Origin of the sequence: Natronosalvus rutilus, assembly GCF_024204665.1 — an archaeon.
Taxonomy (GTDB): Archaea; Halobacteriota; Halobacteria; order Halobacteriales; family Natrialbaceae; genus Natronosalvus; species Natronosalvus rutilus.
This window is the reverse complement of the sequence record NZ_CP100355.1, coordinates 1,042,443-1,056,854: the sequence shown is the minus strand read 5'-3', so window position 1 is coordinate 1,056,854 and position 14,412 is coordinate 1,042,443. Positions and strand designations below refer to the sequence as shown.

Sequence of the window (14,412 nt, the reverse complement as noted above, 5' to 3'; positions counted from 1 at the left end):
TCAGGGCGCCCCCACGGGATGCAATCCCGTAAACTCGAGTCCGGCCGTCTCTTCGAGCCCCAGTGCGATATTCGCGGCGTGGACGGCCTGTCCGGCCGAGCCCTTCATCATGTTGTCGATGGCCGAGAAGACCACGATCCGTTTGTTCGAGGGGTCGAGCTCGAAGCCGACCTCGGCGATGTTCGTCCCCGCGACCGCTTTGGGTTCGGGGTAGCGGTAGACGCCCGAGCCGCCGGCGGCCATGCGGACGAACGGTTCGTCCTCGTAGGTTTCGCGGTAGGCGTTCCAGAGGTCGCCCTTCGAGACCGGGCCCGAGGGGAAGACGTGACTCGTCGCGCTCGCGCCGCGAACCATGTCCACCGCGTGGCAGGTGAACGCCACCGAGGTGCCGAGGAACTGCTCGATCTCGGCCTCGTGGCGGTGACCCGTCGGCGCGTAGGGGCGGACGACACCCGAACGTTCGGGGTGGGAGGACGCCTCGCCGCCGCCGGCGCCGCCTTCCGAGGAGCCGACTTTCACGTCGACGACGATCTGCTCTCCCCCCTCGAGGAGACCGTGCTCGAACAGGGGGTACAGTCCCAGGATCGTGGCGGTGGCGTTACAGCCCCCGCCAGCGACCAAGTCGGCGCCAGCGAGGTTCTCGCGGTTGATCTCGGGGAGGGCGTACTCCGCGCGCTCGAGGTACTCTGGACTCGTGTGCCCGTCGTACCACTCGTCGTACTGTTCCTCGCTCTCGAGGCGGAAGTCCGCCGAGAGGTCGACCACGGTGTCCGCGACGTCGAGGTACTCGTCGATCTGGCCCATCGAGACGCCGTGTGGCGTCGCTGTGAAGAGCACGTCGACGGACTCGAGGTCCTCGGGGTCGCTGAATCGCAGGTCGCTCCCGCGCAGAGGCGGGTGCTTCGAGCCGACGCTCTTTCCCGCCGCGGAGCGGCTCGTGGCCTGCTGGATCTCGAAATTCGGGTGGCCGGCGAGCAGGCGGAGGAGTTCCCCGCCCGTGAAGCCGGTGCCGCCGACGACGGAGGCGGTGACGGTCTCGGCGTCGGTCGCCGTCGCGTCGTCCGCGGCTTGTGCGCCCGTGGCCATCACAGCGTCACCTCGAGTTCGGTGTCGTTTGCCCCGTCCTCCTCGGTCGTGGCCTCGGCCTTCGCCTCGAGCCAGTCGACCACGGTCCCGGGGACATCCACGTCGACGGCGTCGTTGAGCGCCTTGAACTCGACGGTGTGATTGACCTCGTGGACGGTGTACGAATCACCAGTTTCCATGAGGTCGATACCCAGCAGACCCCCGCCGACGGCGTCGCTGGCCTTTGCGACCAACTCGAGCGCCTCGTCGTCCAGCTCGAAGGGCTCGGTCGTGGCGCCCTTGGCCGCGTTGGTGAGCCAGTGGTCCGAGGAGCGAACCATCGCCGCCACGGGTTCGCCGTCGACGGCCAGCACGCGCATGTCGCGACCGGGCTTTGCGACGAACTCCTGGACGTAGAACACCTTGTGCTCGTAGTGCCCCAGGGTTGCCTTGTGCTCGAGGATCGCTTCCGCGGCGTCACGGGAGTCGATCTTGGCCATCAGGCGCCCCCACGAGCCCACGACGGGCTTGAGGACGCAAGGGTAGCCGAAGCTCTCGATGGCCTCGAGGGCGCTCTCTTTGGTGAACGCGACCTTCGTCGCAGGCGTGGGGACGCCCGCGGACTCGAGCGCGAGACTGTTCTTGACCTTGTCGGCGCAGATTTCGGCCGTCTCGTTGCTGTTGACCACAGGGACCCCGTAGGCCTCACAGAAGCGCGTGGCGTAGAGGCTCCTGCTGGTGGCGAGACAGCGGTCGACGACGAGGTCGAGGTCCGCGAAGGTCTCGCTGGCCTCGGCGACGTCGAAGGTCTCCTTGCGCACGTCGATCTTTTCGACCTCGTGGCCGCGCTCGCGGAGCTCGTTGAGGAGGAGCTTCTCGTCCTTGCGGATCCGGGAGTAGAGGATTCCTATATGCAAGGTCACTCACCCCAGTCCTCTTCGAGCTCGGGGGCTCGCTCGAGGACTGGCGGCTCGGTGTCGATGACTTCGAGTTCGGCTCCGCAGGTGGTACAGTCGACGATTTCTCCGACTTCCAGATCGTCGTGCAGGGTCAGGTCCGCCCCACACTCGACGCATTCTGTCATTGTACTCCCCTCTCGGGGACGAGGTACCTTAAATCCTTCGAACCTACCAAATATATTATAAAACTATACTCGTCCCTAAAGACGCCAAAATGCTATTTTCCCGCAAATCTTGTTTCGAATGTCATCGAAATAGTATAGTGTCCCCTGGCGGGGACGGCGGTGATCGCGGCGGCCGCACCGCCCAGCCAGGACTAACGGGACGACGCTCACGCATACGTCATCACCTCGGACCGTAGCTCGTCGTGGGCCGTCTCGAGAGCGGTCTCGAGGTCGCCTACGGCCACTTCGTGGCTCTCGAGCGCGTCACGAGCGGACTCGAACTGGGACTCGACGGCGTCGGGCGCTGGCCCACCCGTCGAGTCGCGACTGGCCACGCTCGCCGCAGGGTCGAGTGCCGACTCGACTGCCCCGGAATCGGCGTAGTTCTCGAGCGGTTCGCCGAGTACGTCCTCGGCGGCGGACTCGATGGCCGCGTAGTCGGCCCCGTTCTCGGCGGCGATGGCCACGATCTCGTGGGCCGTCCGGAACGGCACCCCGTTCGCGGCCAGCAGGTCCGCGACGCCGGTCGCCGTCGAGAAGCCGGCTCCTGCCCCCGCGGCGAGGGCGTCCTCGTTCCACTCGGCAGTGGCAACCGCGCCGGCCGCCACGCGCGTCGCCTCGAGGACGGCGTCGACCGTCGACCACGCGTGCGGGGTGGCCCGCTGGAGGTCGCGGTTGTATGCGCGTGGGAGTCCCTTGAGCGTCGTCGTCAGGCCCTGCACCCCGGCGGCTGCATCGCCCGCGACCGCGCGAACGAGTTCGAGCGTGTCTGGGTTCTTCTTCTGGGGCATGATCGACGACGTCGAGGAGTAATCGTCCGAGAGGTCGACGAAGCCGCGGTTGGCGAAGAGGATCACGTCCTCGGCCAGCCCCGACAGCGTCGTCGACAGCGTCGACAGCGCCTGGACAGTCTCGAGCAGGAAGTCCCGGCTCGAGGACGCGTCCATCGAGTTCTCGATCACGCTGTCGAACCCGAGCAACTCGGCCGTCCGCTCGCGGTCAATATCGAAGGTCGTCCCCGCGAACGCGGCCCCGCCCAGCGGCGAGGCGTTGATCCGCGCGTAGGCCTCGAGCAGGCGTTCGGTGTCGCGACGAATCGCTCCCTCGTAGGACAGCGCCCAGTGGGCGACGGTCGTCGGCTGGGCGGGCTGGAGGTGGGTGTAACCGGGCATCGTCGTCTCGACGTGCTCGCTCGCGACCGCTGCGAGCGCCTCGCGCAGCGCGAGCGTCGCCTCGAGCGCCTCGAGGACGTCCTCACGGAGGCGGTAGCGGATGCACGCGGCGACCTCATCGTTGCGGCTACGGGCGGTGTGCATCTTCCCGCCGTCTGCTCCAACCCCGTCGATGACGGCCGTCTCGATGGCCTCGTGGACGTCCTCGCCGTCGGGGAGGGTCGCGTGCCCGTCGACCTCGATGGCGTCGAGCGCGCGCAGAATGTCGCCCGCGGTGTCGTCGTCGACGACTCCGCACTCGGCGAGCATCACGACGTGCGCACGGTCGACCGCGAGGTCCGCTTCGAAGATACGCTCGTCGGCCGCCAGCGAGGAGAGGAATCCGCGTGCGGGACCGCCGCTGAAGCGGTCACGGCGGACGACGCTGCCGGCGTCGCTCTCGTCAGTCGAACTCGAGCGGGGCGCGTCGGTGTCGTCCTGCAGGGAATCCTCTCCGGTCATGATCACTCGTCGGTCGTCTCGTTGGCCCCGCCGTCGGTCGCCATCTCGAGGCTCTCGCCCTCGCCTTCGAGCGACTTGTTGGCCAGGCGGCGCTGGAAACCGTGGTACTTCGCGACGCCCGTCGCGTCCTCCTGGTCGATCTTGCCGACGGTCTCGGTGTCGAAGGAGGCGTGGGCCGCCGAGTACGCCGCGTACTCGCTGTCGCGGGCGACGGGGCGGGCCTGGCCGCCCTCGAACTTGATCGTCACCGTGCCCGTGACGCGCTTCTGCGTCTCGGCGATGAAGCCCTCGAGCGCGCTCACGAGCGGAGCGTCGACCAGGCCCTCGTAGCCCTTCTGGGCCCATTGCTGGTCGACTTGCTGTTTGAACTGACGCTCCTCCTGGGTCAGGACGAGGCCCTCGAGGGACTCGTGGGCGTTGAGCAGTGTCGTCGCCGCGGGGTGTTCGTAGTTCTCCCTGACCTTGAGCCCGAGCATGCGGTCTTCCATCACGTCCGTGCGGCCGACGCCATGGGCGCCGGCAACCTCGTTGAGGTGCTCGATGAGGGCTACGGGGTCCATCGCCTCGCCATCGACGGCGACGGGGTAGCCTTCCTCGAACTCGATCTCGATCAGTTCGGTCTCACCGGTGGGCTCCTGGGTCCACTCGTAGATGTCTTCGGGTGGGACGTAGCTGGGATCCTCGAGTTTGTCGCCCTCAACCGAGCGACTCCAGAGGTTGGTGTCGATCGACCAGTCGCCCTCGTTGCCGCCCTCGACGGGCAGGCCCTTCTCAGCGGCGTACTCCTGTTCCCACGTGCGCGTGAGTCCCAGTTCACGGATGGGCGCGATGACCTCGAGGTCCGAGTCGCGCCAGACGGCCTCGAACCGGAGCTGATCGTTCCCCTTGCCGGTACAGCCGTGAGCGATGCCCGTACAGCCGTGTTCCTCGGCGACCTCGAGGATCTTCGAGGCGATCACGGGGCGGGCGAGTGCGGTTCCGAGCGGGTAGCCCTGGTAGGTCGCGTTCGCGCGAACGCCCTCGAGACAGAGTTGGGCGAATTCCGCTCGCGCGTCGACGACGTAGTGCTCGAGGCCGAGGGCCTCGGCGGTTTCTTTGGCTTCGGCGAACTCCGAAGCGGGCTGACCGACGTCGACCGTGACGCCGATGACGTCGTCGTATCCGTATTCTTCCTCGAGCAGCGGGACGCAGATGGTCGTGTCCAGTCCGCCCGAGAACGCGAGTGCAACGCGTGTCATATCGTACTCGAGTACAATCGCTTACGGGACTTAAATTCGTTGGTTTAGATATTGTAAATTAAGAGTGGAGCGGACGCTAACCGGGAAAAACAGGAAATCCTGCAACGTTGAGCAATACCGAAATCTGGGGATGAAGTAGTAGTGGGCCTAGAGGCCCGGTCGTCGTCGCGGGGCGACGACGCTCGCGCTACCGAGGACAGCGAGGACGGTAGTCGCAAGTGCGCTCATCTGGACGAACGTAAGATACTCGAGCTATTAAAGGCTACTGGGTGGGCAAATGTTACGTTCGGTTGGCCGTCAGGGCTCCGATTCGTTCGTTGCGACGTCGCCGTTCGACGGTTCGGAGTCGTCGGCGAGCGTCAACACGTTCTCCCGACCGATCCGGAACGCCTCGATCGTCCCCTCTTCGCGGAGGCCGCTGACGACCTGACTGGTCTTCGCCTCGGTCCACTCGAGCGTCGAGACTACCTCCTGTTGTTTCATCCGGCCGCCATGTTGCTCGAGCAGCCGGATGACGCGCTCTTCGTTGCTGAGTAACGCGTCCGGCGGCGTCGGCTGCTGGCGTCGAGGCGTCGACTCCGGTTCGGACGGTTCCGTCTCGGGTTGCTCCCGCCAGGACCCGATCGGGAAGTCAGTGGAATCACCGTTCCGCAGGGCGAGCCAACCCACCGCAGCCACGGTCGCGAGGACGAGGAGTCCGAGGGCCGCCAGCCAGGACAACGGGAGGGGCGACTGGTCGTCCGCTTCGCGTGGTGGCGACTCCGAAGTCTGCACCATGAGTTCGACGAACGGTTCGTCCTCGAGGAAGTCCGTCTCGTCGCCGTTCCAGATCGCCGCCTGCTCGCGCCGGTCGTTGGGGAAGGGTTCGATCGTCTGGGCGCGGAAGTCCGCCGGCCAGGTGACGATCAACTGCGTGCGGTCGTCGAGTTCGAGGTGGCCGAAGGCGTCGCCGATCTGAATCCGATGGTTGAGTTGGACGTTCGCGAACTCCTCCCACAGGAACTGGACGCGGACGTAGCCGGTTTCCTGGGGGGTCGACGTCTCCTCGAGCGAGACGCGGTAGCCGCTTGCGGTCATGTCCCGGCCCGTCTCCGTGGCGGCGGCGTCGACCCGCTCGGACCAGTTGGCCTCGACGTTCTCGAGGTACGTCTCGTTTTCCGCCTCGATCGTCGACCGGACCGACTCCCAGCGGTCGGTGGCGTTTTCCTCGCCGTCGAGTCGGTACCGGTACTCGAGGGCCCAGGTGGCCGATCCGTTCTCGTGGACCGTCACCTCGATCGTGAGTTCGTCGTACCCGGGCGGCGTCGCCCCCGTAATCGCGCTCTCGTTACCCGTCTCGTTGGCCGCGTTCCCACCCGTATCGTCGCTCTCGTTGGCGTCTCCGGTGTCGTTCGCGTCGTCCGTCTCGTTGGGGTCCTCCTGGAGAGCAGTACTCTCGAGCGACTCCACCGACGGGTCCGTTAGAACGGTCGCATCGCTCACCGATCCAGCTGCCATCCCGGCGTCAGTCGAACCGTCCAGGCCGAGACGTGCACCCGCTTCGGCCTCGAGGTCGCCGCCGTCGGCGACAGCGATCGATGGAAATCCCGCGCACAGACACCCGAGCACGACGAGCACTCCGAGGAGCGCCCGGTGCTCCCTCGCATCCATCGTTCACCATTGGCAGGGCCGGACAAATAGGTCTTTCCGACCCGGAACCGGTTGCGCCCACTCGAGCGGCGCTCTTTCGCTCATTCTGCCGACGTTTTCCGCGGCGGACTCGCAAGCGGTATGCGGCGATCGACCCCTCGAGCACTTGCTATATAAAGTATAGTTTTGGACAATCGTCCACCGAACACCGCCACGCTCATACTGTCCCGGAGAGTACCCCAGACCAGTGTACAGCGTCAACGTCCCCGTTCCCGGCCGCGTTCGGGCGCTCGCGGCCGACCTCTATCCATCGCTGGTCGGCTTCGACACCGTGCGGGACGACCACTCCCTCCTGCTCAAGCGTCTCGGCGACGCCCCCCAGGTCGACCGCCTCCAGCACCGTGCCCACCGCGCCCTGGAGGGCGCTCCCGCGGTCGAGGCCGCGATCACCGGCATCGACTACTTCGCCGATCCGCCACTGGGCTCGGCGCCCGTGGTCTACCTCGCCGTCGAGAGCCCCGGCCTCGAGCAGATTCACCGCGACCTCGCCGAGGTATTCGACCCCGTGGAGGAACTCGAGGGGCCCGATTACGTTCCGCACGTAACGTTAGCCAGGGGTGGTGACCTCGAGACCGCCCGCCGGCTCGCCGACCGCGAGATTGACCAGGTTACGTGGACGGTGAGCGAACTCGAGTTCTTCGACGGCCAGTATCGCCTGCCAGTGAGTCGGATTTCGTTGCCAGCTTAAGTACGGCCCTGAACCCGCGAGAGAACACGAAAAACTGCGAGAGGCCGTGGAGTCTACGCCGCCCCTCTTAGGGCGCCGGCGGTTCGCCCGCGTATCGATCGTGGTCGCCGTAGAAGTTCATCATGGCGAATTTGAGCTTCTCCGGGTCCAGGTCCAGCAGTTCCTCCCGTTCCTCGTGCGGAAAGGTACCGTTGACGCTGTAGGTTCCCAGATCGGATTTGGCGCGTCGCGAGTAGCGCCGGTCGAGGAGGGCGCGGACGCCGACGTCCTCGGGCGATCGAATTACCCGCCCCAGCGCCTGTCGGGTCTTCCGGACGGTGGGGATCTCGACGGCGTAGCGCCACCCCGTGTCGGTCCCCTCGAAGGCGACGTCGTAGGCCTCCTGGACCGCCTCGGCACGGTCGTCGAGGTGCGGGTAGGGGACGCCGACGACCAGCACCGTGTGGGCGTCGTCGCCGTCGAAGCTCACGCCCTCGGCGAGGGTCCCCCAGAGCGAGGTACAGCAGACGGCGCGGTCGTTGGCGACGAATTTCTGGCGAAGCTCCTCGGCGCCGACGCCCGGCTCGTCCAGGTAGACCGTCGCGTCGGTCCGTGACTCGAGGCGCTCGGCGTATCGGGCGGCTTCGCCGTAGTTCGGGAAGAAGGCGAGCGTGTTTCCCGGCGTCATTCGGACGGCGTCGTAGATGGCCTCCTCGACCTCGGTCTGGACCTCGGGGTCGTCTCGAGCGGAGGCGAACAGCGCGGGCGTCTCGACGGCGTAGGTTCGCCTGCGATCCTCCGGGAACTGCAGCCCGTAGGCCATCGTCACGCACTCCTCGAGGCCGAGGACGTCCTCGGTGACCTCGAACGGCTGGATGGTCGCACTCATCAGGACCGTCCCGGAGACGGCCTCGAAGAGCTGTCCGGTGACGTGGCGGGGGAGACAGCTGTACAGTTCCGCCCGCCCGTAAACCTCGTCGGTGCCCGCGTCCCGACGAACGGAGACGACGGGGTACAGCCCCTGGTCGGTCCCCTCGTCCATCCAGGCCGCGACGAACGCGGCCGCCTCGAGGGTCTGGCACTCGGTTCGGGTCGCGGTCTCGCCCTCGCGATAGGCCTCCTCGTACTCCTCGTCGAGTTGCTGGCCCAGTTTGCGCGCGGCCTCGAGGTCGCCCTCGATGCCCTGGCCCGAGTACGCCTGCAGGAAGGCGAGCGTGAGGTCGTCCCGGCGGTCCTCGTTGCTGATCGGGACGTCCTCCCAGTTGTCGCCGACCGACTCGCGCTGACCGAAGCCGAAGCTGTCCTCGTAGGTCCCGACCAGCGCGTCGCGAAACGCCTCGAGCACGTTCGTGGCGTCGTCGGCCCGTGGGTCGTCCGTCTCGGCGAGTTCGTCCAGCGCGCTGTCGAAGGTTCGCTCCGAGCAGGCACGGCTGGCGTGGTCGCGCGCGGCGTCTTCGACGTTGTGAGCCTCGTCGAACACGGCGATGACGTCGTCGGGGTCGCGCCCGAGCCAGCGGAAGAACTGCTCGCGGATCATCGGGTCGAGCAGGTGGTGGTAGTTACAGACTACGAGGTCGACCCCCTCGAGGCCCTCCTTCAGCAGTTCGTAGCCACAGAGTTCGCGCTCGTCGGCGTACTCGTAGATCTCGTCGGGCGTGCGGACGTCCTCGAACAGCCAGCCGAAGAACTCGTCGGTCGCTTCGGTATCGAGCAGGTTGTTCCGGTAGTGGTCACAGACGTTGGCCTCCCCGAGCTCCTCGATCTGCTCCTCGAGGTTCTCGAGTTCGTCCATTACGGCCGCGCGGGCGTCCGCGGCGGACTCGCTGCCCGCCTGGCTCTCGGCCAGCAGATCGCGCTGGCGCCGCTCGAGTTGGGCGTGGTCGCTCTCGGCCTCGACGAGCGCACGGGTGTTGTCCCGCAGGGTCTGGCACTCCTCGTAGCCGACGTCGATGTGACACATCGAGGACTTTCCTTTAAAGACCACGGCACGGATGGATTCCTCGCGGGTGATCGCACGGGCCTCGGCGACGAACTGGCGCATCTGCTGGTGGACGTTCGTCGTGATGACGACCGTCTTGTCCTGCTCGCGAGCCACCTCGAGGGCGGGGACGAGCGCCGAGAGGGTCTTCCCGGTCCCACAGGCGCCCTCGAAGAGGACGTTCTGCCCGCGCACGAGGGTATTGTAGATGCGGTCCATCGCCTCGCGCTGGTTCTCGTAGGGCTCCTCGTACGGGAAAAAACGCAGGTACTCGCCCACTCCTGGCACGAGTGATGATTGGGCACTCATCCGATAAAAGGGTTCGTCTCGCCCGTGGGTTCGTTCGATTGAGTAGTCCGATCGGCTCGAGTTCGGTCAGTGGGACTCGAGTCCAGTCAGGACGATTTGGGTCCAGTCAGGACGACCCGGGGCCCGCCATCTCGGGTTCTATGTAGACGCGCTGGATCTGACCGTCGTGTTCGCGCAGAGCGTCCTCGATGTCGGTAATCCGATCGTCGATGGTTTCCGTATCGAGAGTCGGATCGAACGCGACGTCGGCGGTGACCAGCAACTCCTCGGGGCCGAAGTAGACCGTCCGGAAGTCGACCAGGTCGACGACGCCGTCCCAGTCAGCGATAATGTCGCGAAGTTCGTCCTCGGCGGGCTCGGGAAGGCTTTCGCCGAGGATGAGCCGCTTGTTCTCCCAGGCCAGCGCGACCGCGAATCCCATGAGCAAGATACCGATGACGAGAGCCGCGCCCGCGTCGTAGATCGGGTTCTCGAACGTTCTCGAGAGGTAGATCCCGAAGAGGGCGATGCCGGCCCCGGCGAGGGCAATGGCGTCCTCGGTGAGGGCAGTCAGCGTCGTCACGTCGCTGGTCTTGCGGAAGGCCTCGCGTAAGGTCTCCCAGCCGTGCTCGTCCATTTGAGCGGTGATCCCCTGGTAGGCCTTCCAGAAGGCGTACGTTTCGAAGACGATCGCTCCGATCAGGACCGCGTAGTTGATATAAATAGGGTCGACCGAGGCGCCGAGTATCGGTACGGGTTCGCTCGCCCGGTGGACCTCGCCCTCCTGCAGCGCCTGGTAGCCGTGTTTCGCGCTCTCCCAGCCGGCGATGCCGAAGAGCATGATGCTCACGAGAAAGCTGTAGAAGAACTGCGCCTTGCCGTGGCCGAACGGGTGCGACCGGTTCGCTTCCTGGGCGCCGTAGCGGATGCCGATCAGCAAGAAGACCTGGTTCCCGGTGTCGGAAATCGAGTGATAGGTCTCCGAGAGCATCGCGGGGCTCCCGGTGAGCGTGAAGCCGATGAATTTGAGGACGGCGATCGCCCCGTTCGCGAACAGCGCGGCGAGCACGACTTTAGTGCTACTGGCCATCGGTTCCTCCTTCGAGACAGGTCACTAAAGAAGTACGGCAGTCGAATCGAGTCGAGGGGTTTCGAACGCCCGTCACCGGGACGTTCCCTCGAGCCACGTCCCGAAAACGGACAGACACTTTTATCCGCCCGTTGCCCCGAGAGAGCACAATGGGAATCGGGAACACACGGGTTACGGTCGTCGCCGCGTTCGTCGCGCTGATCGTTCTCTCGGGGACCGTCGCCGGGGTCCCCGGTGCGGTCGCTCCCGTTGCGGACGCTAACGGAGCCGGCGGAACGACACTCGAGGGACAGACGGCATCGGCGCTCGGGACCGCCCAGGACGACGGCGACATCGTCCAGGCGTGCGCCGCGGACCCGCCGGAAGACTTCGATGCACCAGCGGACGGAAACGAGACCATCGGCTGGTTCGACGGCTACTGGTACAACCAGCCCCTCGAGGTCGACGCCTCCGACGGTCTAACCCAGGCGGAACTCGAGAAGGTCAGCGCCCGAACGGCCGCCCGAATCGAGGCGCTCCGGTGTCTCTCGTTCGAGACGCTGCCGCCGGTCGAAATCGTCGACCGCGAGACGTTCGCCGAGGAGAGCGCCGGCCAGTACGAGGACGTCGACCAGCGAACCCGGCAGTTCGACAACGCCCAGTTCGAGACCCTGCTGCTCATCGGCAGCGACGACGACGCGGTCGACGTACGCCAGGCGGACCGGAGCACGACCGTCGGCGGCTACTACGACTACGTAAACGACGAAATCGTGGTGATCTCCGAAAACAGCGACCAGCTGCAACTCGACGAGGCCATCCTGGCCCACGAACTCGGTCACGCCCTCCAGGACCAGCACTTCCCGCTCGAGGAGTACGTCCGCAACACGACCGACCGCGACAACGCCATCCTGGGCGTCATCGAGGGCGACACCCACCGGATGGAACAGCAGTACCTCGCGTACTGCGAGAACGACCAGTGGAACGAGCCCTGTATCCTCGACGACGGCAGCGGCGGTGAGGAGGGCGATCAATCACAGGCGCCCCCGAACTGGGGGCTGTACTTCATGCAGTTCCAGCCCTACAGCGACGGCCCATCGTTCGTCCAGTCGGTCTACGACGAGGGCGGCTGGGACGCCGTCAACGCCCTCTACGACGACATGCCCGACTCCGCCGTCGAGGTGATCTACCCCAAGCGCTACGGCGAGTTCGACGCGAACGACCTCGAGGTATCCGACCGCTCGAGCGACGACTGGGAACGACTCACGTTCGAGGAGGGGCCGGATTACAACGTGATCGGGCAGGCCGGCCTCTCGGCGATGTTCATGGACCCCGCCTACGACGGGACGCCGGTCGTTCCCCCGGAATCGTTCCTGAATCTCGAGGCCAGCGGTGAGGTCAACACCACCGATCCCCTGAACTACGACCTCGAGCCCACGAACGGCTGGCAGGGCGACAAACTGTACGCCTACGAGAACGGTGAGGGCGAGACGGCGACCGTCTGGGCCCTCGAATGGGAGAACGCCACCGAGGCCGCCACCTTCGTCGAGACCTACGAGCGACTGATCGAGGTCCGGGGCGGCGAGCGCGTCGACGGCACCGCCCACACCTACGCCTTCGACGACGGCTCCGAGTTCGACATGGCGCTGACGATCTACCCCGAGGACGACCAACTCTTGATCGTCACCGCACCCACCGTCGACGACCTGACGGCCGTCCACGGCGACGTCGAGGTGCTCGAGGACGGCGAGAGCCCGCTCGTGGATGGCGACGACAGCGAGACCGGCGACTCGAACGACTCGAACGGCTCCGAGAGCGACGCGGACGGTGACGACTCGAGCGACGACGAGTCGACGGACGACGACAGCATTCCCGGATTCGGGATCGGTGCCGCCGTGAGTGCCCTACTCGTCTCGCTCGCGGGCCTGGCTCGCGTCCGGCGGAATCGATAGGAATGCCTTACTCGCTGGCTCTCCTCGAGTGACCCAATGCGAACGCGCGGCTACCTCGTTCTCGTCACCATCACCCTCCTCGTCGTTCTCGCCGGCTGTGCGGCCCCCTTGACGACGCCGAGCGACGCGCCCGCCTCCGCCGAGCGGGATCTCGGAACGATCTACGGCTACAACGCGACGAGCACGCTCGACGTCGACGATCCCGCCCGGTTGAGCCGATCCGAACTCGAGACCGTCACCTACCGCGCGATGGCCCGCCTCGAGGAGCTTCGCGGCCTTCGGTACACCGAGGACGTCGAGGTCGAGGTGTGGTCCCGCGAAGAACTCCGCGAGTGGTACGGCGAGAGCGAGCCCGCGGACGCGTTCACGAACGAACTCTGGCGCGCCGCGTTCGTCGTCGACGGCGAGACCGACGTCAACGAGGCGTTCGACTCGTTGTACGGCGATTCTGTGCTGGGCTTCTACGTCGACGGGCGAATCGTCGTTGTCACCGACGACCCCGACGCCGACCGCCTCCGAATCGACCGTACCACGCTCGTCCACGAACTCGCCCACGCCCTCCAGGACCAGCAGTTCGGCCTCGAGCGCCAGGGGACAACCATCGACGCGCGCCGCGCGGAAAACGGCCTCATCGAAGGCGAAGCGGCGTTGCTCGCCCACCGCTACGAGCAGCGGTGTCGCGACGATTCGGCGTGGGAGTGTCTCCCGGAAACGAGCGACGGCGGCCTCGAGGGAGACGGTGAGCCAGAGAGCGGCGACGAACCATCGGACGGCGACGATGCCGGCGAAACGAACCGGTCGCTGAACGTCGGGCTCTACCTCTCGATTTACGCACCCTACGCCGAGGGACCGACGTTCGTCCAGTCGGTCTACGACGCCGGTGGCTGGGGCGCCGTCGACGCCGCCTTCGCCGATCGGCCGACGAGCACCAGCCAGCTCGTCCACCCCGAGCGCTACCCCGACGACCGGCCGGTCGACGTTGCGGTCGACGATCGCTCGAGCCCCGCGTGGTCGCCGATCACCGACGACAGCAGCGAAATCCGAACCGAGACCGTCGGCGAGGCGACCCTCTTCGGGGCGTTGTGGACCAACGGCGCCCTGGATCACTCCCTGCTCGAGGAGGAGAGCGAATTATCGCGGTACAACTACTCACATCCCGCCACTTCGGGGTGGGCCGGCGACACGTTCGTCGCCTACGAGGCGACGTCTGGCGACGGTTCGGGCGAGAACGGGGACGGCGATGGTGATGGCGACGGCGACGAGGGCGGAAACGGAGCCACCGGCCACGTCTGGGCCCTCGAGTTCCACACGCCCGCGGCCGCCGACCGCTTCGCCAGCGCCTACGAGCGCGTGCTCGAGAACCAGGGCGCCGAGGAAGTCGACGCCGAGAGCGCGACGTACCGAATCGGAACCGACGAGCCCTTCGCCGGGGCCTATCGGATCGCCGTCGACGGAAGCCGCGTCGAACTCGTCGGCGCGCCGACGGTCGAGGGAATCGAGGGGATTCGTCCGTCCGAGGAAACGGGGACGACGACGTCGATCGCTATGGGTGGAAACCCGCTCGAGGTGCCGACGGTGGCGGGGACGGTTTCGAGTTCGAGTCCGAGGGAGGTCACGAACCTGCCCACTGAGCCTGATCTCAAACCTGCACGCTGAGCCTGATCCCGAACCCG

At 66.4% G+C, this 14,412-nt stretch carries 11 protein-coding genes; 3 read left to right on the top strand and 8 right to left on the bottom strand.

Annotated elements, in window-relative coordinates; translation table 11 throughout:
* The 6 genes from argC to NGM29_RS05165 form a co-directional block, all read right to left on the bottom strand.
* The gene (gene argC, locus NGM29_RS05190; RefSeq protein WP_254159377.1) at positions 1–1,086 is read right to left on the bottom strand and encodes an N-acetyl-gamma-glutamyl-phosphate reductase; all 1,086 of its coding nucleotides are present in this window, start codon (positions 1,084–1,086) and stop codon (positions 1–3) included.
* Complete coding sequence (gene lysX, locus NGM29_RS05185; RefSeq protein WP_254159376.1) at positions 1,086–1,988, bottom strand: lysine biosynthesis protein LysX; 903 nt, start codon at positions 1,986–1,988, stop codon at positions 1,086–1,088. The genes argC and lysX overlap by 1 nt, the downstream gene beginning before the upstream one ends.
* On the bottom strand, positions 1,985–2,149 hold the full coding sequence (gene lysW, locus NGM29_RS05180; protein ID WP_253432542.1) for a lysine biosynthesis protein LysW: 165 nt from the start codon (positions 2,147–2,149) through the stop codon (positions 1,985–1,987). The genes lysX and lysW overlap by 4 nt, the downstream gene beginning before the upstream one ends.
* A gap of 206 nt (positions 2,150–2,355) precedes the next feature.
* The gene (gene argH / locus NGM29_RS05175; protein ID WP_254159375.1) at positions 2,356–3,861 is read right to left on the bottom strand and encodes an argininosuccinate lyase; all 1,506 of its coding nucleotides are present in this window, start codon (positions 3,859–3,861) and stop codon (positions 2,356–2,358) included.
* Positions 3,862–3,863: 2 nt separating this feature from the next.
* Positions 3,864–5,099, bottom strand: a complete 1,236-nt coding sequence (locus NGM29_RS05170) for an argininosuccinate synthase (RefSeq protein WP_254159374.1) — start codon at positions 5,097–5,099, stop codon at positions 3,864–3,866.
* Positions 5,100–5,396: 297 nt separating this feature from the next.
* Entirely contained in the window at positions 5,397–6,749 is a 1,353-nt protein-coding gene (locus NGM29_RS05165; RefSeq protein ID WP_254159373.1) for a helix-turn-helix transcriptional regulator, read from the bottom strand.
* Positions 6,750–6,975: 226 nt separating this feature from the next.
* Here NGM29_RS05165 and NGM29_RS05160 point away from each other — a divergent pair, with 226 nt between their 5' ends.
* Complete coding sequence (locus NGM29_RS05160; RefSeq protein ID WP_254159372.1) at positions 6,976–7,476, top strand: 2'-5' RNA ligase family protein; 501 nt, start codon at positions 6,976–6,978, stop codon at positions 7,474–7,476.
* Between the two features lie 67 nt (positions 7,477–7,543).
* Here the strand turns inward: NGM29_RS05160 and NGM29_RS05155 are convergent, their stop codons facing one another.
* Together NGM29_RS05155 and NGM29_RS05150 are read right to left on the bottom strand one after the other, a co-directional pair.
* A complete protein-coding gene (locus NGM29_RS05155; RefSeq protein WP_343233693.1) occupies positions 7,544–9,700 on the bottom strand; it encodes an ATP-dependent DNA helicase in 2,157 nt (718 codons plus the stop codon).
* Positions 9,701–9,848: 148 nt separating this feature from the next.
* Complete coding sequence (locus NGM29_RS05150; protein WP_254159371.1) at positions 9,849–10,811, bottom strand: cation diffusion facilitator family transporter; 963 nt, start codon at positions 10,809–10,811, stop codon at positions 9,849–9,851.
* 149 nt (positions 10,812–10,960) lie between these two features.
* On the opposite strand from NGM29_RS05150, the gene NGM29_RS05145 reads away from it, so the two are divergent.
* Together NGM29_RS05145 and NGM29_RS05140 are read left to right on the top strand one after the other, a co-directional pair.
* Positions 10,961–12,739, top strand: coding sequence for an Hvo_1808 family surface protein (locus NGM29_RS05145; RefSeq protein ID WP_254159370.1), 1,779 nt, complete (start codon positions 10,961–10,963; stop codon positions 12,737–12,739).
* Between the two features lie 36 nt (positions 12,740–12,775).
* Positions 12,776–14,395: an Hvo_1808 family surface protein gene (locus NGM29_RS05140; RefSeq protein WP_254159369.1), complete on the top strand. Its 1,620-nt coding sequence runs from the start codon at positions 12,776–12,778 to the stop codon at positions 14,393–14,395.
* The last annotated feature ends 17 nt before the right edge of the window (positions 14,396–14,412 follow it).

Excerpts from the sequence above, each read along its gene's own strand:
- NGM29_RS05150 (WP_254159371.1), bottom strand. The coding sequence starts at position 10,811 with ATGGCCAGTAGCACTAAAGTCGTGCTCGCCGCGCTGTTCGCGAACGGG.
- NGM29_RS05165 (WP_254159373.1), bottom strand. The coding sequence starts at position 6,749 with ATGGATGCGAGGGAGCACCGGGCGCTCCTCGGAGTGCTCGTCGTGCTC.
- argC (WP_254159377.1), bottom strand. The coding sequence starts at position 1,086 with ATGGCCACGGGCGCACAAGCCGCGGACGACGCGACGGCGACCGACGCC.
- lysW (WP_253432542.1), bottom strand. The coding sequence starts at position 2,149 with ATGACAGAATGCGTCGAGTGTGGGGCGGACCTGACCCTGCACGACGAT.
- argH (WP_254159375.1), bottom strand. The coding sequence starts at position 3,861 with ATGACCGGAGAGGATTCCCTGCAGGACGACACCGACGCGCCCCGCTCG.
- NGM29_RS05145 (WP_254159370.1), top strand. The coding sequence starts at position 10,961 with ATGGGAATCGGGAACACACGGGTTACGGTCGTCGCCGCGTTCGTCGCG.
- NGM29_RS05170 (WP_254159374.1), bottom strand. The coding sequence starts at position 5,099 with ATGACACGCGTTGCACTCGCGTTCTCGGGCGGACTGGACACGACCATC.
- NGM29_RS05140 (WP_254159369.1), top strand. The coding sequence starts at position 12,776 with ATGCGAACGCGCGGCTACCTCGTTCTCGTCACCATCACCCTCCTCGTC.